Annotated in this window: 16 protein-coding genes; 12 read left to right on the forward strand and 4 right to left on the reverse strand. The window is 59.1% G+C overall.

Annotated elements, in window-relative coordinates:
* Positions 1-27: 27 nt before the first annotated feature.
* From JFT91_RS18865 to fapF, 9 genes are all read left to right on the forward strand, one after another.
* Positions 28-1,662 (forward strand): methyl-accepting chemotaxis protein, encoded by a 1,635-nt coding sequence (locus tag JFT91_RS18865; RefSeq protein ID WP_201233469.1) that lies wholly within the window; start codon positions 28-30, stop codon positions 1,660-1,662.
* Positions 1,663-1,811: 149 nt separating this feature from the next.
* A complete protein-coding gene (pnuC, locus tag JFT91_RS18870) occupies positions 1,812-2,375 on the forward strand; it encodes a nicotinamide riboside transporter PnuC (protein ID WP_201233470.1) in 564 nt (187 codons plus the stop codon).
* Complete coding sequence (locus JFT91_RS18875; protein WP_201234017.1) at positions 2,372-2,896, forward strand: ATP/GTP-binding protein; 525 nt, start codon at positions 2,372-2,374, stop codon at positions 2,894-2,896. Before pnuC ends, JFT91_RS18875 begins: the two co-directional genes overlap by 4 nt.
* Positions 2,897-3,241: 345 nt before the next feature.
* Positions 3,242-3,691: a functional amyloid chaperone FapA gene (gene fapA / locus JFT91_RS18880; protein WP_201225481.1), complete on the forward strand. Its 450-nt coding sequence runs from the start codon at positions 3,242-3,244 to the stop codon at positions 3,689-3,691.
* Position 3,692: 1 nt separating this feature from the next.
* A complete protein-coding gene (gene fapB, locus JFT91_RS18885; RefSeq protein WP_201225479.1) occupies positions 3,693-4,265 on the forward strand; it encodes a fibril amyloid subunit FapB in 573 nt (190 codons plus the stop codon).
* Positions 4,266-4,333: 68 nt separating this feature from the next.
* Positions 4,334-5,341 carry an amyloid-like fimbrin subunit FapC gene (gene fapC, locus JFT91_RS18890; protein WP_201225477.1) on the forward strand — a complete coding sequence of 336 codons (1,008 nt, stop codon included), beginning with the start codon at positions 4,334-4,336 and terminating at the stop codon, positions 5,339-5,341.
* 63 nt (positions 5,342-5,404) lie between these two features.
* Positions 5,405-6,085 carry a fibril amyloid maturation endopeptidase FapD gene (fapD, locus tag JFT91_RS18895; RefSeq protein WP_201225475.1) on the forward strand — a complete coding sequence of 227 codons (681 nt, stop codon included), beginning with the start codon at positions 5,405-5,407 and terminating at the stop codon, positions 6,083-6,085.
* A 44-nt stretch (positions 6,086-6,129) separates the two neighbouring features.
* A complete protein-coding gene (fapE, locus tag JFT91_RS18900; protein WP_201233471.1) occupies positions 6,130-6,876 on the forward strand; it encodes a fibril amyloid subunit FapE in 747 nt (248 codons plus the stop codon).
* 45 nt (positions 6,877-6,921) lie between these two features.
* The gene (gene fapF / locus JFT91_RS18905; protein WP_201225471.1) at positions 6,922-8,229 is read left to right on the forward strand and encodes a fibril amyloid transporter FapF; all 1,308 of its coding nucleotides are present in this window, start codon (positions 6,922-6,924) and stop codon (positions 8,227-8,229) included.
* Positions 8,230-8,317: 88 nt separating this feature from the next.
* Here fapF and JFT91_RS18910 read toward each other — a convergent pair whose 3' ends face one another.
* On the reverse strand, positions 8,318-9,643 hold the full coding sequence (locus JFT91_RS18910) for a sigma-54 dependent transcriptional regulator (RefSeq protein ID WP_201225469.1): 1,326 nt from the start codon (positions 9,641-9,643) through the stop codon (positions 8,318-8,320).
* Between the two features lie 355 nt (positions 9,644-9,998).
* On the opposite strand from JFT91_RS18910, the gene JFT91_RS18915 reads away from it, so the two are divergent.
* From JFT91_RS18915 to nhaB, 3 genes are all read left to right on the forward strand, one after another.
* A complete protein-coding gene (locus JFT91_RS18915) occupies positions 9,999-10,265 on the forward strand; it encodes a hypothetical protein (RefSeq protein WP_201148807.1) in 267 nt (88 codons plus the stop codon).
* Positions 10,266-10,548: 283 nt separating this feature from the next.
* Complete coding sequence (locus JFT91_RS18920) at positions 10,549-11,838, forward strand: hypothetical protein (protein ID WP_201233472.1); 1,290 nt, start codon at positions 10,549-10,551, stop codon at positions 11,836-11,838.
* 112 nt (positions 11,839-11,950) lie between these two features.
* On the forward strand, positions 11,951-13,453 hold the full coding sequence (nhaB, locus tag JFT91_RS18925; protein WP_201233473.1) for a sodium/proton antiporter NhaB: 1,503 nt from the start codon (positions 11,951-11,953) through the stop codon (positions 13,451-13,453).
* 121 nt (positions 13,454-13,574) lie between these two features.
* Here the strand turns inward: nhaB and JFT91_RS18930 are convergent, their stop codons facing one another.
* The 3 genes from JFT91_RS18930 to gnd are packed head-to-tail and all read right to left on the reverse strand — an operon-like array spanning position 13,575 to position 16,893.
* Entirely contained in the window at positions 13,575-14,396 is an 822-nt protein-coding gene (locus JFT91_RS18930) for an HAD family hydrolase (RefSeq protein WP_201233474.1), read from the reverse strand.
* Complete coding sequence (gene zwf / locus JFT91_RS18935) at positions 14,393-15,916, reverse strand: glucose-6-phosphate dehydrogenase (protein WP_201225455.1); 1,524 nt, start codon at positions 15,914-15,916, stop codon at positions 14,393-14,395. The genes JFT91_RS18930 and zwf overlap by 4 nt, the downstream gene beginning before the upstream one ends.
* The gene (gnd, locus tag JFT91_RS18940; protein WP_201147906.1) at positions 15,913-16,893 is read right to left on the reverse strand and encodes a phosphogluconate dehydrogenase (NAD(+)-dependent, decarboxylating); all 981 of its coding nucleotides are present in this window, start codon (positions 16,891-16,893) and stop codon (positions 15,913-15,915) included. Before gnd ends, zwf begins: the two co-directional genes overlap by 4 nt.
* Between the last annotated feature and the right edge of the window lie 56 nt (positions 16,894-16,949).

Consider the following 16,949-nt stretch of genomic DNA (forward strand, 5'->3'; position numbering starts at 1 on the left):
AGAAAAAGAATCCGGAGTGACAGCGTTATGAACAGCTTGCGCAGTGTGTCGATCAGCCGACGCTTGTGGCTCATTTTGATTGTGGCAATGGTCATGTTGTTGACCTTGGGCGTGTTGATGCTCAAGCAGATCCACGATGACCTGTATCGCGCCAAAGCCCAGAAAACCCAGCATGTGGTGCAGACCGCCAGCGGTTTGCTGACCTACTACCACGACCTCGAAACCGCCGGTACGCTGAGCAAAGAAGCGGCACAAAAACAAGCGCTGACAGCGATTCGCGGCCTGCGCTATGACCAGAGCGATTACTTCTGGATCAACGACCTCACGCCCGTGATGGTCATGCACCCGACCAATCCAAAGCTCGAAGGCCAGAATCTCTCGGCGATCCGTGACCCGGATGGCTTTGCGGTGTTCAACGAGATGGTCGCCATCGCCAAAGCCAAAGGCGCCGGTATGGTCGATTACCGTTGGCCGAAACCCGGCGCCAGTGAGCCGGTGGCCAAGACCTCGTATGTGAAGTTGTTCGAACCTTGGGGTTGGGTGCTCGGCTCCGGCGTCTACGTCGATGATGTGCAGGCCGAATTCAAAGGTCAGGTGATCAATGCTTCGGTCATCGGTTTGGTGATCGCGGTGATCATGGCGCTGCTGGTAATCTTGATCGCACGCAGTATCGTGCGCCCGTTACAGGAAACCGTGAACGCCATGGCCAACATCGCCAGCGGCGAGAGCGACCTGACCCGCAGCCTCGATACCCACGGCAAGGATGAAGTCACCGAATTGGCTCATCACTTCAACGGTTTCACTGCCAAGTTGCGCCGGGTGATCGGTGAATTGCAGGTGTCTGCCAGCGCGCTCGGTCAATCCTCCAGCGAACTGGGCAACGATGCTTCGCAAGCGCAACAACGCAGCCAGCAGCAATCGCAACAGATGGAGCTGGTTGCCACAGCGATCAACGAAGTGACTTACGGCGTTCAGGATGTCGCGAAGAACGCCGAGCACGCGGCTGCCGAAATGCGCGACGCCGAAGCACAGGCGCAACAAGGCCAGATCAACATTGACGGCAGTCTGCAACAGATCGACAAACTCTCGGGCACCATTGATCAAGCTGTCGAGGTGATCCGCACCCTCGCCGCCGAGAGCACGCAGATCGGCAGCGTCCTGGAGGTCATTCGTTCGATTGCCGAACAGACCAACCTGCTCGCCCTTAACGCGGCCATCGAAGCGGCGCGGGCCGGTGAACAGGGTCGCGGTTTCGCCGTGGTCGCCGATGAAGTGCGCCTGCTGGCGCAACGTACGCAGAAATCGACGGCCGAGATCCAGTCGATGATCGAGCGCCTGCAAAATCACTCCGAAGCTGCCGTGAAAGTTATCGGCGACAGCAGCAAGGCGTCGCAACTGACCATCGAACAGGCCGGGTTGGCCGGTGCCAGCCTCAGCGCGATCGGACAGGCATTGCGCAACCTCAATGGTCTGAATGCGTCGATCGCCAGCGCCACGCTGCAACAGGCGCATGTGGTCGAGGACATCAATCAGAACGTGACCCAGGCCGCCGGTCTGTCACACAGCACGGCCATCGCAGCCGAGCAGTCGAGTGCCGCTAGCGTGCGACTCGGCCAGTTGAGTGAACAACTCAACGGCCTCCTGCGCCAGTTCCGCGTCTAGCACCGCCCTACCATAGGAGTGAGCCTGCTGGAGATGGCGTCGTGTCAGCCAACCAAGAGTGGCTGACCCACCGCCATCGCGAGCAGGCTCACTCCTGCAGGTTTTCTGGGTACAATCCGCTCCCTTTTCACTTCCCCCAAGGAACCCACATGTCCGGGCTAGAACTGTTTGCGGCCGCTCTCGGTGTGATCGCCGTCTGGCTGACGGTCAAACAGAATCCATGGTGCTGGCCGATCGGGCTGGTCATGGTGCTGCTCTACAGCTGGGTCTTCTTTGAAGTGAAACTGTATTCGGACATGTTGCTGCAAGTGATCTACGCCGCGCTGCAAGTCTATGGCTGGTGGCAATGGACGCGCGCCGGGACGATGCAAGACGGCCGTGAAGTCACGCGTCTGGATCAGCGATCGATCCTGCTCGGCCTCAGCGTCGGCGCTGTTGGCAGCGTGCTGTTGGGCGCCGCCATGGCGCACTGGACCGATGCCGCGCAGCCGTGGCTGGACGCGGCGCTGACGGCTTTCAGCCTGGTTGCGCAGTTGTGGATGGCGCAGAAGCGCCTGCAATGCTGGGCGTTGTGGTTTGTACTCGATGTGATCTTTGTCGGTCTGTTCATCTATAAGGACCTCTACCTGACGGCAGCCTTGTACGCCTTGTTCACCCTGATCGCCGTGCAAGGCTGGCGCGAATGGCGCGCCGACCCGGCGCTGCGCACATGAAAGTGGTGGTGCTCACCGGGCCTGAATCCACCGGCAAGAGCTGGCTGGCGGCGGGTTTGCAGAAACGGTTCGGCGGTGTGCGAGTAGACGAGTACGTGCGCAGGTTCATCGAGCAGAACCCTCGCGATACCTGCCTGGCGGACATCCCCGAAATCGCCCGTGGTCAGCTGCAATGGGAAGATCAGGCACGTGCACAACAGCCGGCGCTGCTGATTCTCGACACCCACCTGCTGAGCAATATGCTCTGGAGCCAGACGTTGTTCGGCGACTGCCCGGACTGGCTGGAACCCGAACTGCTGGCGCGCCACTACGACCTGCACCTTTTGTTGTCGCCGGAGCAGATCGACTGGACCGACGACGGGCAGCGCTGCCAACCGGATCTGGAGCAACGTCTGGCGTTTTATCAGGCTACGCGGGAATGGCTGGAACGCCATGACCAGCCCTTCAAGATCATTCAAGGCAATTGGGCTGAACGCCAGGCGCGAGCCTTTGCAGCGGTCGAAGCACTGCTCGCGCAATAACCAGTCTTTGTGGGCCTGTTTACCCGGTTTTGGGGGCAAAGTGTCCGTTCCTGAAACACCTCCCCGCGTGCAAAGGGCCCGTTTCAAGGGATTGATCGCTTTGATCGTGCCCTTGTTACACCGCTGAAACACACCCCCGCAAACCCTCGTTCCAGAGCATTGTTCAGCCGATAGACAGGATGGGGACACCCGGCGTGTTTCAATCTTGAAACAGCTTGTGTATCAGTCACGCGTTCCATTCGTATAACTCATTGAAACTTAAACCATTTTAAAAAGCGGCACAGCTTTCGCTCTCTCCTTCCCAACGCTGACATGAGCCAGCCCACTGAAGAAGGAATTGCCGCCGTGGGGAACTTCAATAAAGGCTTGACCTGCCTTCTGCTGATCGGATCAGCAGCCAGCACATTGCTCAGTTTCAATGTTCAGGCTGAAGGCAATGGCGTGATTGTTCTCAACCGCGACGTTCAGCCTATTCCTATCGGTCGCAGTGGTGGCAAAGACCCCTACCCGACCACCGTCAACGCAAACCCGTCCGGGCGCATCGATCAAGCGATGACCAGCACCGAACTCAATGACGGCGACTTTGCCAGCGTAGCCAGCGGCTCGTCCATCCGTGGCGGCATGTCGACAGCAACCGGCGCCCTCCCAGGCACCAGTGTCCTGACCAATCCCAACGGCCTGCCCGGCATGAGTGCCGGTCATGGCGGCGGCGGTGGCGGCGCGATCTCCAACACCATCAATCGCTCGCTCAGCACTGGCCTCGCCCCGCTGACCCGCATGGCTGGAGGCCAATAAGATGAAGCGCACGCTGCTCCTGCTCGCCCTGCTCGGCTGCACCAGCGCCATGGCCGACCCCAGCTCAGTGGACAACGCCAACATTCAGAACACCGGCATCCAGTACCGCGGCAACTACAACATCAACCAGGCCGCCGGTGACCAGATGCAACAGACCAACACCAAGGCGGTCGCCATCGGCACCTCGGCCAGCGCGACCACTGTCGTGCGGCAGCACATCGACACGCCCGGCAATCCGGCAACGAACGCCAGCGCCACCATTGGCGGCAACTCTTTCAGTAATGGCAACGGGATCCTGGGCGTGAACCAGGGTGCCGGGGCCAACAACCAGATGGCCAACGTGACGCGCGTCAGCATCAGTGCTGGCCCGCAAAGCGTTGACGATAGCGCCCTTTCGCAACAGAACGTGGCGTTGTTACCGAGCTCAGGAGCAACTGGTACCTCACCCGGCAGTCGCCAGGTCACCACAAGTGATCAGGCCTTCACCGGCAGCCGAGGGGTAATCCAGGTGAACCAGAGTGCCGGGGTGGGGAACCGTATGGCCAACACCCTGAGCATCCGGGTCGCAGACTGACCCAAATAAAAAGCAGTGCAATTAGAAAGTACCAACACTTAACCAACTAATAAGCACGGAGAAACACCATGAAAACTCAAATGGCTCTGAAACCTCTGGTTTTCGCTCTTGCAGCAGTAATGGCGATGGCAGCGCAGGCAGGCGGCAACGATCATGGTAACAATGGCGGCCACGGCGGCCATAATCCTCCTCAACCTCAAGGCCCAACCCTTGAAGAGCTGCTGCAAATCGGCGCAGGCGCCGGTGCCGCAGTACTCGACGTGCAAAGCAGCGGCGGCAACGCCGTGCTCAACCAGGGCACCCAAAACAACGCCAACATCAACGGTTCGGCCAACGGCACCAACGGCAATGTCGGCATGAACAACACCGCAGGCGACGGCAACCAACAAGACAACGCTGCGGCATTGGCCACTGCTGACGAAAGCTTCATCTTCGGCTCTGCGGTGTCTGCTTCCAGCGCTACTCAGGTCAACGCCAACAACGCTGTGGGCAACTACTCCAGCACTGCCAACGCCAGCCTCAACAACGTCGGCAACGGCGGTTCCGGCAACATCGGCGTGAACAACAGTGCCGGCAACTTCAACCAACAGAAAAACAACCTGGCAATCGCTGTTTCGGGTGGCCGTGTAGCTCAGGCTGCCGCAGCTGCCAACCAAAGCTCCAGTGGTCTGTCGGTGTCTAACAACGGCACTCAAACCTACAAAAAAGACACCCTCACTGGCACCGTTGCCGCCGTCGGCGTGTTCGGCGCTGCTGGTACTGCAACCACCAAAGATGACGATCATGGTCACAGCGGTGGCGGTTATGGCAGCAACGACAAAGGCCATGGCCCAAGTGGCGGCGGTAAAGACACCAAGTCTGACTTCGTTGCCGTGGGTGTATTCGGCCTGGCTGGCGTGACCACTCAACAAGTGATGACTCCAGACGGCTGGAAAAACCCTGTCACCAACAACGCCAACATCTCCAATGTCGGCAACAACTTCTCCGGCAACGCTGGCTACAACAACGCCGCCGGTGTAGGCAACCAACAAAGCAACTCGCTGTCCATCGCTGCAGGTTGCAAAGCCTGCATGTAATCGCGATCGAAACGAAAGCCCCGGAAACGGGGCTTTTCCTCAGTCCGCAAAGGCGTATCGATCATGCGTAAGACTGCCCTTATCGCTCTGCTTTGTCTGTCCGGCCTGACCCAGGCTGCCCAGATGCCCGTGGCTGCCCTTCCCGGCGGCACGCTCATCTACAAGCACGTGCAAAGCATCCGTGAGCGCAAGTTTGCCGACATCGTCGAACAGAAAACCGACTTCAGCTGCGGCGCTGCCGCACTGGCCACGGTGTTACGCCAAGGCTATTGGCTCGACGTCGATGAGGAGCACATCATCAAAGGCATGCTGGTCAACGCAGACCAGGACCTTGTTCGTACTCAAGGTTTTTCCATGCTCGACATGAAGCGCTACATAGAAAGCATCGGCATGCGCGCCAGGGGCTACAAGATTCCGCCGGAAAAACTCGACGCTGTAACAATCCCGGTGGTGGTACTGATGGAAATTCGCGGCTACAAGCATTTCGTGGTGCTGCAGCGCTCGGACAAGGATTGGGTCTACATCGGAGACCCGGTACTCGGCCACAAACGCTACGCCCATGATGACTTTGTCAAAGGTTGGAACGGCATTGTCTTCGCCATCGTCGGCCCCGGTTATGACAAAACCAATGCATTACGCAGCCCGCCGACACCGCTGACGGCCAAGAACAAGCTGGATAACTTCAACCCTGTCAGAGATGCTGAATTGATGGACTTCGGGTTCATACAGAGCGACTTCTTTTAATCGCCGATTATAAAGAGTGGGACTGGATGTCCCGGGAGCAGCAGATGAAAACCTCATACTGGCTGGCCGCCGCCTGCCTGGCAGCGAGCGCGTCAGGCTATGCCAATGCAGGATTCAAACCCATAGAAATACAGGACAACGAACTGTCCGAGCTACGCGGTCGATATGTCATGCCGGGGCGAATCATCAGCTTCGGCATTGTCATGAGCAGTACCTGGCGCAACGCCAGTGGCGATCTGATCGGCGCAGCGACCTCGATGCAACTTCAGGCTGCCACGGTAAAACCGGAATTCTACGTTCAGACGATCAAGGAACACGGTAACGGCAACGCCCTCGCGACCGGTACCGGCACAGTCACCGGGGGCGCCGGGCTCAATAGCAGCCAGGGCGTAACCCAAAGCGTGCGCGCCGCTGGCGACAACAACAGCGCCTACAACAACGTCGCGATCAATGTCTCGGAGGCCAATCAGGCCCCGGCGCTGGTGCCCGCCCAAGGGCAGGCGTTGGTCGCCGGACAAACCATCGGTGGCAGTAACGCCGCTGGCAGCGTGGCGGTTTCGGCCACTGGCGGTGGCGTGCAAATGGCCATTCAGGCCTCGGGGAATCAGGGCACAGCCCTGCAACAAGTCGCCCAGGGTGGCTTGCTGCAGAACACCCGTTTGCTCGGCAGTGCCAACGTGGTCAATAACATGACTCAACTCAACGTGGTACTCAACAATAACGGCATGAGCGCCGGCGCACTGGACTGCAACCTGACTCAACTCAGGGCACTACGCAATATCGGATATTGAACTACGCTGAGTCTCGATCATTGGGCTTAAAGGGACGGCTTATTCATGTATCGATCAGTATCACTGCGTGCCGCTGTATGTTTGAGCACTCTTCTACCTGCAGCCATGTTGCAAGCGGCACCGGACGCCGACGTAGAAGCTCTGAAACAGGAACTCGTGGAGCTAAAGCAACGATACGAAGCACAACAAAAAGCACTGGCGGTACTCGAACAACGAGTCCGCCAAGTGGAAGACCAGCCGGCGGCGCCGCAACCGAAGCGTCTGGCCAAGTCGCCGTCCGACTTGAAAGGCAATCCTAAAGTGGCCACCGGCACCGGGGCAGCAGCAGCGTCGGGGGGCGCAGCCGGGGGCAGTGGCGCTTCTTACGGTCAGTCGCTGGCAGATGATTCGCAACCGGCGCAGAGCGTATCCAACCTGTACGACGAGGCCAGCGGTTTCTTCGGCGGGGGCAAATTCAGTCTTGAAACCGGCATCACCTATTCGCGCTACGACACCCGACAGCTGATCCTCAACGGCTTTCTGGCGCTGGACTCAATCTTCCTCGGCAACATCAACCTTGACCGGATCAAGGCGGATACCTGGACGCTCGACCTGACAGGCCGGTACAACTTCGACAACCGCTGGCAGTTCGACTTGAACGTACCGGTCATCTATCGCGACTCGACTTATCAGTCCGGCGGCGGCAACGGCGGCGCGTCCAATGTCACAACCGAACAGGATGTAACCCGTGACCCAACCCTCGGTGACGTGAACTTCGGCATCGCCTACAAGTTCCTCGACGAGTCGGCCAACACCCCGGACGCCGTGGTCACCTTGCGGGTCAAGGCACCGACCGGCAAGGATCCGTTCGGCATCAAGCTGCGCCAGAGCGATGCCAACTCCAACCTGTTCGTGCCTGACACCCTGCCAACCGGCAACGGCGTGTGGTCGGTCACCCCTGGCCTCTCGCTGGTCAAGACCTTCGACCCGGCGGTGCTGTTCGGCAGTTTGTCCTACACCCACAACCTGGAGGAGTCGTTTGACGACATCAGCTCGACCGTCAACCAGAAAACCCCGGGCAAGGTACAAATCGGCGACAGCTTCCAGATCGGTGCCGGTGTAGCTTTCGCACTGAACGAGAAGATGAGTATGTCGTTCTCGATGTCTGACCTGGTGCAGCGCAAGAGCAAGCTGAAACAGGATGGCGGCGATTGGCAATCGGTGGTGTCCAGTGACGCCAACGCCGGTTACTTCAACGTCGGCATGACCATCGCAGCCACCGACAACCTGACCATCGTGCCAAACCTGTCGATTGGTTTGACCGACGATGCACCGGACTTCACCTTCAGCCTGAAATTCCCGTACTACTTCTAAAGCAAAAACAAGATCGCAGCCTGCGCCAACTCCTACAGGTTTCAAATGTAGGAGCTGCCGCAGGCTGCGATCTTTTGATCTATGTTTTTTAACGTATCTGATGCTTGTGCAGTAAGCGGTAAAACGTCGGCCGCGACACACCAAGCACTTTCGCCGCGATGCTCAGGTTGTCGCTGTGCCGGTTCAATACATCGCACAACGCCTGGCGTTCGGCGCGAGTCTTGTAGTCTTCCAGCGTGCCCATAGGCGTAGCGATCGAGTGCTGGCTGATCAAGCCGAGATCCCGCGCTTCGATCTGCCGGCCTTCGGCCAACACCAGCCCACGGCGTACCCGGTTGGCCAGCTCTCGGACATTGCCCGGCCAGTCGTGCTTGCCCATGGCAATCAGCGCGTCCTCACTGAAACTGCGCGGACGGCGGCCGGTTTCGTGGCTGTAGAAGTGCGAAAAGTGGTTGGCCAGCATCGACAGATCGCCATGCCGCTCCCGCAGTGGCGCGGTAACCACTTGCAGAACATTGAGCCGGTAATACAAATCTTCGCGAAAGCGTTTTTTCTCGATGGCGGCTTCCAGATCGACGTGCGTTGCCGCCAGTACCCGTACATCTACCGGAATCGGTTGACTGCCGCCGACCCGCTCAATGTGTTTTTCCTGAAGGAAACGCAACAGATTGGCCTGCAACTCCAGCGGCAAGTCACCGATCTCATCGAGAAACAAGGTGCCACCGTTGGCCGCCTCGATGCGCCCGACCTTGCGCTGATGCGCGCCGGTAAACGCGCCTTTTTCGTGGCCGAACAATTCGGACTGAATCAAATGTTCCGGAATCGCCCCGCAATTGATCGCCACAAACGGTTTGCTGTGGCGTTGCGATTGCCGATGCAGGGTACGCGCGACCAGTTCTTTACCGGTGCCGCTTTCGCCACGGATCAACACCGGCGATTCGGTCGGCGCCAGTTTGCTGAGCAACTTGCGCAGTTCGCGAATCGGCCTGCTGTCGCCGAGCAATTCATGTTCGGGCTGATCGACGTGAATCGTCCCCTGCCCGCGCAGGCGCGCCATGCCGAACGCCCGGCCGAGGGTAACTTGCACCCGCGACACATCGAACGGCAGGGTATGAAAATCGAAAAACCATTCGCAGACGAAATCGCCGACGTTCTGCAAACGCAGAACTTCCTGGTTGAGTACAGCGATCCATTCGGTGCCACTGCGGCTGATCAACTCTTTGACCGCTTCGGGGCGTTCCAGATGAAACGGCTGCAAGCGCAACAAGCCGACATCACAACTACGGTCGGCGGCGTTTTCCAGAGTACAACTGTCGACATCCCAACCTACCGCGCGCAAACCGGGCAATAAGCGGTGACAGTCGTCGCAGGGATCGACTACCAATAAACGTCTTAACGGAGGCGCTTCGCTCATGACTGTTCCTTGGCGCCAAATATTAGAAATGATTGTAAAAACAGTCATTTGGCAGACCCGACTGTAACATTAGCAAGATTTTGACAGCGCCTTGTACCGATTGCTTATAGGCGTACAAGCAAACACGTTATAAGAAACCAGGTTGTTAGTGTCCTATCGACTTGTTTTGCTTTCAAAGCTTTCACTAGGCTTTCGAAAGCCGTCTAAAAACCAGCCAGATGAAAGAAAGTTGAAATTTTCTTTGTGTCAGGTGTGACCCGCTAGCGGGTTGCGTGCATCAGTACAAGTAACCAGCCGAACGGTAAGCCCAACCGACGGCACATCACTTGATTGGGCACGACAGAGAGAAGACCCCATGACCGCCCCGCTCCGTATCAACGAAGCTCTTTTGATTGCCAACCACGCCTTCAAACCTTTCCAGTGCGTGGCCTGGGCTCCACAAGACGGCAATGGCGAACTGAGCCTGACCGTTATCGATCGCACCAACTCGCACATCGGCCGCAAACAAATTCCGAGCAGTGCCTATTCTGATCCGGCACAGCTCGAAGTGCTGTTGCAACAGGCCCGCGCTGAACTGAGCGAAGAGGGTTACCTGTTGCAATCCTGGTCGATGCCGCACTGACAGCCGGACGCTGCGGATGACAAAAACGTCATCCGCCCGCCGCTTGTTAGTTACTGTTTCTGATAAGTCCCCCGTTACATGTGTGCAACTTTTCACAGCGCAGATCCGCTTAACTGCTTGGCAGGCTTGCTATTGGTTCGAAAAGACACTGTTCTGGCACAGTGTGACCTCCCATCTGTTAGTTCTTACAGTTGTACTTCTTGTTGTTCAGGTTTTGAATGTTTCGCTCATGCAGTTACCCACCGGTTTCCCGGTCACGGTCAACTCGCAAGGAGATGCGTGCATGTCCACCCTGAACGCCTTTGCGCTGCCGACGCTTTTGAATAATGCCGGCCAACTCGACAAATCATTTGCCGCCACCGGAGTGGCTCAGGTGTATTTCGCCGGCAGTCTGTCCAGCCTGACTCAGGATGTTGCGCTCGATGCGCAGGGGCGGATTCTGGTTGCCGCCAAGGTCGGCATCGCTACGGGCAGCCGCTTCGGCTTGGCGCGTCTGCTGACGGATGGCTCTGCCGATCTGTCCTTTGGTGATCAGGGCAGCGTGATCGATACATTTGCCCCGGGCTTCGAAGCCATGGCCGGTAAAGTACAGGCGCTGCCCGATGGACGAATCCTGCTGGCGGGCCTGCATTATGAAAACACTCATCGCACCCTGCCCGCTCTTGCCCTGTTTGATGCGCAAGGCAAGCCTGATCAAACCTTCGGCGAGAATGGCCGTCAGGTGGTCCGTCTGCCGGGAGATTTGTCCATGGGTACACGCGACAGCTGGCTGCCGCCTGGCGTACCGGGCGCCGAAGCCTGCGATTTCGCCGTACAGGACGACGGGCATATTCTGCTGATCGCCAATCACCACTTCGAATTGGCTGATCACGCCGGCATGCTGATTCGCCTCAAGCCTGACGGCAGTCTGGATGACACCTTCAACGGTCGCGGTTTCGTGATGATCCGCCAACTGCTGCTCAATACCTGGCTCAGCAGGCTGATGCTGCAGAAGGATGGCCGAATTGTGGTGGGCGGCTCGATCGATTTTCCTCAGGAAGGCCTGTTGGCGCGTTATCTGCCCAATGGCTGTCTGGATGAACGCTTCGCGGTGGACGGCTTCATGGCGTTCAAGGCCCACGGTAAAAGCGCTCAGGTCAGTCAGATCCTTGAATCCGCAGACGCCCTGCACTGTTTCGGCAGCAGCCACGACCCGATCCGTTGCCTGGCGCTCACCCTGCACCACAATGGCCGGGCGGATTTGCGCCGCAATGACGGCCAGCCGCAACTGTTGGAAATCGGCCCCAGCGGCTGTCAATGGAGCGCCGCCCAGTGCATGGCGGACGGCCGGATCATCGCGGTGGGCGCCACCATTGGCGGCGTCGAGGCGGATTTCATTGTCGCCCGTTACTGCGCCGACGGGCGCCTTGACCAAAGTTTCGGTGAGGGCCGCGGCTGGTTACGCACGCGATTGGGGCGAAGTCTGGACACAGCCAATTCACTGGCCATGCAAAAGGATGGCGCGATCCTCGTTGGTGGTTATTCCCTCGATGGCAATTATCGGGCGATGGTCGCGCGCTACCTCAATCTATAACCCTCATTTCCAGACCGGCAGCTCCTACACGGGGCCGTGCTCGCGTGGTTACAACTTGAATTTATTTGACACATCCGGCAACTTGCGCGCTTCTCAAGACAAGGAGCAACCGATGTCCGGTTCAATGGCCCAGGCGTTCGCGCAAAACTTTCTCGGGCACTCGCCACGCTGGTACAAGGCGACCATCGTCGGTTTCCTGATCCTCAATGCGCTGGTGTTATGGACGGTCGGCCCGGTCGCTGCCGGCTGGCTGCTGGTGATCGAATTCATTTTCACCCTGGCGATGGCACTCAAGTGTTATCCGTTGATGCCCGGCGGGCTGCTGCTGATCGAAGCGCTGCTGCTGAAAATGACCACGCCACAAGCGCTTTACGATGAACTGGTGCACAACTTCCCGGTGATCCTGCTGCTGATGTTCATGGTCGCCGGCATCTACTTCATGAAGGATCTGCTGCTGTATCTGTTCTCGCGCCTGCTGTTGGGTGTGCGCTCGAAAGCGGCGCTGGCGTTGATGTTCTGTTTCCTCTCGGCCTTCCTTTCGGCGTTTCTAGATGCCTTGACCGTGACCGCGGTAATCATCAGTGCCGCCGTCGGTTTCTATTCGGTGTATCACCGGGTTGCCTCGGGCAACGATCCGCGCCAGGACAGCGAGTTCGGCGACGATCAGCACCTGCCAAAGCTGCACCACGATGACCTTGAGCAATTTCGCGCGTTCCTGCGCAGCCTGCTGATGCACGGCGCAGTCGGCACCGCGCTGGGCGGTGTCTGCACGCTGGTGGGCGAGCCGCAGAATCTGCTGATCGGTCACGAAATGGGCTGGCACTTCGCTGAGTTCTTCCTGAAAGTCGCCCCGGTTTCGTTGCCGGTATTGGTGGCAGGCCTGGTGACGTGTGTGCTGCTGGAGAAACTGCGTTGGTTCGGTTACGGCACGCTGCTGCCGGACAACGTCCGCGCCGTGCTGGCCAATTACGCGGCCGAAGACGATGCTGAACGCACCTCACGCCAACGCGCTGCGTTGCTGGTGCAAGGTACGGCGGCGCTGATCCTGATTGGCTGCCTGGCGTTTCACGTAGCGGAAGTCGGCCTGATCGGCTTGATGGTGATTGTACTGATCACGGCGTTCAGCGGGATTACCGACGAGCATCGCCTGGGCAGCGCATTCAAGGACGCGATGCCGTTTACTGCGTTGCTGGTGGTGTTCTTTGCGGTGGTAGCGGTGATTCACGATCAACAGCTGTTTGCACCGCTGATCGAGTGGGTGTTGGCGCTGCCCGTCGAGCAACAACCGGGCATGCTGTTTATCGCCAACGGCGTGCTGTCGGCGATCAGTGACAACGTATTTGTCGCGACGATTTACATCACGGAAGTGAAACAGGCGTTCCTGGCCGGACACATGAGCCGTGAACACTTCGAGACGCTGGCGATTGCGATCAACACTGGCACCAACCTGCCAAGTGTGGCCACGCCGAATGGTCAGGCCGCGTTTCTGTTCCTGTTGACCTCGGCGATTGCGCCGCTGGTACGCTTGTCGTACGGGCGAATGGTGTGGATGGCGTTGCCGTACACCGTCGTGATGGGCCTGCTGGGCTGGTACGCCGTCAGCTACTGGCTGTAATTACACCGAATAAACTGTAGGAGTGAGCCTGCTCGCGATAGCGGTGTGTCAGCCCAGAAAATGGTGACTGAAACATTGCTATCGCGAGCAGGCTCACTCCTACATTTGTTTTGGGGTGAATTCAGCGCGGCAGGATGTATTTTTCGATGGCCTGGGCCACGCCGTCGTCGGTGTTGGGGGCGGTGACCACATCGGCCTGGCGCTTTACCGCCTCCTCCGCCTGGCCCATGGCAATCGACAGCCCCGCACAATGGAACATCGCCGGGTCGTTGCCGCCGTCACCGATGGCAGCGGTGTGCTCCAGCGGCACGCCAAGGTGTTTGGCAAGGGTCGCCAATGCCGTGCCTTTGTTGGCTTCCAGCGCGGTGACATCCAGATACACCGGTTGCGAGCGCGAAACCTGCGCCATGCCGTTGACCTTGGCTAACAACCGCGCCTCCAACTCAACCAACAGTTCAGTGTTGTTGCTGGTCGCGACAATCTTGTCGATGCGCTCCAGGTACGGCTCGAAGCTCTCAACCACCACCGGCGGATAGCCGAGGCCATGCTGCTCGCGCGGCACCATCGGCCCGTGCGGGTCCTTCAGCAGCCAGTCGCCACCGCTGAACACCCAGATTTCGACATCCGGCTGATCAGCGAAGGTTGCCAGCGCAATCAGCGCGGTGGTCGCCGGCAGGTAATGCGCCACCAGCAAACTGCCGTCCGGGTTGACGATGGTGCCGCCATTGAACGCCGCTGTCGGCACATCAACGCCCAACGCCTCGATCTGTTGCAACATGGCTTTCGGTGGACGCCCGGTGGCCAGGCTGAACAACACGCCGGCCTCGCGCAACGAACGGACAGCATCCAGGGTGCGCTGGCTCAGGGTGTGATCGGGCAGCAACAGCGTGCCGTCCATGTCACTGAGCAGAAAACGGATAGGTTGTTTCGGCAAATCACTCATCCGAGACCATGCCAGACGCGGCCATCGCGAGTCAGCAGTTCTTCGGCAGCTTGCGGGCCATCTTCACCGGCGGCGTAGGTCTGAATGCTTGCGTCCTGCTGCCAGGCATCAAGGAACGGTTGCACCGCACGCCAGCCGTTCTCGATGTTGTCGGCGCGCTGGAACAGCGTCTGGTCGCCGGTCAGGCAGTCGTAGATCAGCGTTTCGTAGCCGGTCGACGGCTGCATCTCGAAGAAGTCTTTGTAGGCAAACCCCAGCTCGATGTTAGCCATGTTCAACGCCGGCCCCGGCCGTTTGGCCAGCAGGTCGAACCACATGCCCTCGTTGGGCTGAATCTGGATGCGCAGATAGGTCGGTTGCAGCTCGTCGACTTCGGTGTCACGGAACTGCGCGTACGGCGCCGGTTTGAAGCAGATGACAATCTCGGTGTCACGCACGCTCATGCGTTTGCCCGTGCGCAGGTAGAACGGCACGCCGACCCAGCGCCAGTTGTCGATCATCACCTTCAGGGCGACGTAGGTTTCGGTGCTGCTGTCGGGTGCAACGTTGGCTTCTTCGCGGTAACCGTTCAACGGCTTACCGCCGACTTCACCCGCGCTGTACTGACCGCGCACCGAGTTGGCCCGAGCCTCTTCGACGGTCCACGGGCGGATCGCACCGACCACTTTGGCCTTCTCGCCACGCACCGCATCGGCGCCGAACGCCGCCGGTGGTTCCATGGCAACCATGGCCAGCAACTGGAACAGGTGATTGGGCACCATGTCACGCAGCGCACCGGTGTGTTCGTAAAAACTGCCACGGGTTTCGACGCCGACGGTTTCGGCGGCGGTGATCTGTACGTGGTCGATGTAATGGTTGTTCCAGAAGGCTTCGAACAGACTGTTGGAGAACCGGCTGACCAGAATGTTCTGCACGGTTTCCTTGCCCAGGTAATGGTCGATCCGATAGATCTGCTTCTCGGACATCACCTTGAGCAAACAGGCGTTGAGCGCCTCGGCAGTTTGCAGATCGGAGCCGAACGGCTTCTCGATCACCACCCTTCTGAACGCTTCCGGGGCTTCTTCGAGCAAACCGGCGCTGCCGAGACGGCGCACCACTTCACTGAAGAATCGCGGCGCGGTGGCCAGGTAAAACACCGCATTGCCGGTGCCGCTGTCGGCGATTTTCGCCGCCAGCGCGGAATATGTGCTGTCGTCCAGGAAGTCCCCCTGAACATAGCTGATACCTTTGGCGAGCTTGGCCCACAAGGCCGGATCAAGCATCTGATCGCCCTTGCCGACCTTCGCCGCCGCTTCGGTACGGATGAAGTCTTCGAGCTTCTGCGCGAAGGCCTCATCGGTAATGGCGTTGTGGTCAACGCCGACGATCCGCAGATTCTCGTCAAGCAGGCCGTCGCGACTGAGGTTGTACAGCGCTGGCATCAGCAAACGCTTGACCAGGTCGCCGTGGGCACCGAACAAAAACAGCGTGGTCGGTGGTGCGGGTTCTGCCTTGGATTTTCTACGGATCGTATGGGTCATTTCTTCGGTGTCTCCACGTGGCCGCCGAAGCCGAAGCGCTGGGCCGAAAGAATCTTGTCGCCAAAGGTGCCTTGACCGCGCGAACGGTAGCGCGAGAACAGCGAGTTCGACAGCACCGGTACCGGCACCGCTTGTTCCATGGCCGCTTCGATGGTCCATTGACCTTCGCCGCTGTCGGCGACGGAACCGGAGAAACCGTCGAGTTTCGGATCGCTGGCCAAGGCATCGGCGGTCAGGTCGAGCAGCCACGACGACACCACGCTGCCACGACGCCACACTTCGGCGATGTCGGCGACGTTGAGGTCAAAACGCTGATCTTCCGGCAGACGCTCGCTGGACTTGGTCTTGAGGATGTCGAAGCCCTCGGCGAACGCGGCCATCATGCCGTACTCGATACCGTTGTGAATCATCTTCACGAAGTGGCCGGCACCGGCAGGGCCGGCGTGGATGTAGCCGTGTTCGGCACGGTGGTCGTCGGACTTGCGATCCTTGGTGCGCGGGATGTCGCCCATACCCGGCGCCAGTGCGGCGAACAGCGGGTCGAGGCGCTGCACGGTTTCAGCGTCGCCGCCGATCATCATGCAATAGCCGCGCTCCAGGCCCCAGACGCCGCCGGAGGTACCGACGTCGATGTAGTGCAGGCCCTTCTCGGCCAGGCTCTTGGCCCGACGGATATCATCCTTATAGTTGGTGTTGCCGCCGTCGATGATGGTATCGCCAGCTTCAAGCAAAGTGCTCAGGGTGGCGATGGTGTCTTCGGTCGGCGCGCCGGCCGGCAGCATGACCCAGACCGCACGCGGTTTGGCCAGGCCGGCAACCAGTGCCGGGAGGTCGGCGACGCCGGTGGAGCCCTCGGCGACCAGGTTATCAATGAAAGCGGTATTGCGGTCGTAAACAACGGTGGTGTGACCGTTGAGCATCAGACGCCGCGCAATATTGCCGCCCATGCGGCCCAGTCCAATAATCCCGAGTTGCATGTGCTGATGCTCCTTACTACAAATAAATGTGTGTCATTGGTTATAGCCCAACGCGA

It is taken from the genome of Pseudomonas sp. TH08, assembly GCF_016651275.1.
Taxonomy (GTDB): Bacteria; Pseudomonadota; Gammaproteobacteria; order Pseudomonadales; family Pseudomonadaceae; genus Aquipseudomonas.

Bases quoted from the DNA above. Each gene is read 5' to 3' on its own strand.
- fapF (WP_201225471.1), top strand. From the start codon at position 6,922: ATGTATCGATCAGTATCACTGCGTGCCGCTGTATGTTTGAGCACTCTT.
- JFT91_RS18920 (WP_201233472.1), top strand. From the start codon at position 10,549: ATGTCCACCCTGAACGCCTTTGCGCTGCCGACGCTTTTGAATAATGCC.
- fapD (WP_201225475.1), top strand. From the start codon at position 5,405: ATGCGTAAGACTGCCCTTATCGCTCTGCTTTGTCTGTCCGGCCTGACC.
- JFT91_RS18910 (WP_201225469.1), bottom strand. From the start codon at position 9,643: ATGAGCGAAGCGCCTCCGTTAAGACGTTTATTGGTAGTCGATCCCTGC.
- gnd (WP_201147906.1), bottom strand. From the start codon at position 16,893: ATGCAACTCGGGATTATTGGACTGGGCCGCATGGGCGGCAATATTGCG.
- JFT91_RS18915 (WP_201148807.1), top strand. From the start codon at position 9,999: ATGACCGCCCCGCTCCGTATCAACGAAGCTCTTTTGATTGCCAACCAC.
- JFT91_RS18930 (WP_201233474.1), bottom strand. From the start codon at position 14,396: ATGAGTGATTTGCCGAAACAACCTATCCGTTTTCTGCTCAGTGACATG.
- JFT91_RS18875 (WP_201234017.1), top strand. From the start codon at position 2,372: ATGAAAGTGGTGGTGCTCACCGGGCCTGAATCCACCGGCAAGAGCTGG.
- zwf (WP_201225455.1), bottom strand. From the start codon at position 15,916: ATGACCCATACGATCCGTAGAAAATCCAAGGCAGAACCCGCACCACCG.
- nhaB (WP_201233473.1), top strand. From the start codon at position 11,951: ATGTCCGGTTCAATGGCCCAGGCGTTCGCGCAAAACTTTCTCGGGCAC.
- fapB (WP_201225479.1), top strand. From the start codon at position 3,693: ATGAAGCGCACGCTGCTCCTGCTCGCCCTGCTCGGCTGCACCAGCGCC.
- fapC (WP_201225477.1), top strand. From the start codon at position 4,334: ATGAAAACTCAAATGGCTCTGAAACCTCTGGTTTTCGCTCTTGCAGCA.
- JFT91_RS18865 (WP_201233469.1), top strand. From the start codon at position 28: ATGAACAGCTTGCGCAGTGTGTCGATCAGCCGACGCTTGTGGCTCATT.
- fapE (WP_201233471.1), top strand. From the start codon at position 6,130: ATGAAAACCTCATACTGGCTGGCCGCCGCCTGCCTGGCAGCGAGCGCG.
- pnuC (WP_201233470.1), top strand. From the start codon at position 1,812: ATGTCCGGGCTAGAACTGTTTGCGGCCGCTCTCGGTGTGATCGCCGTC.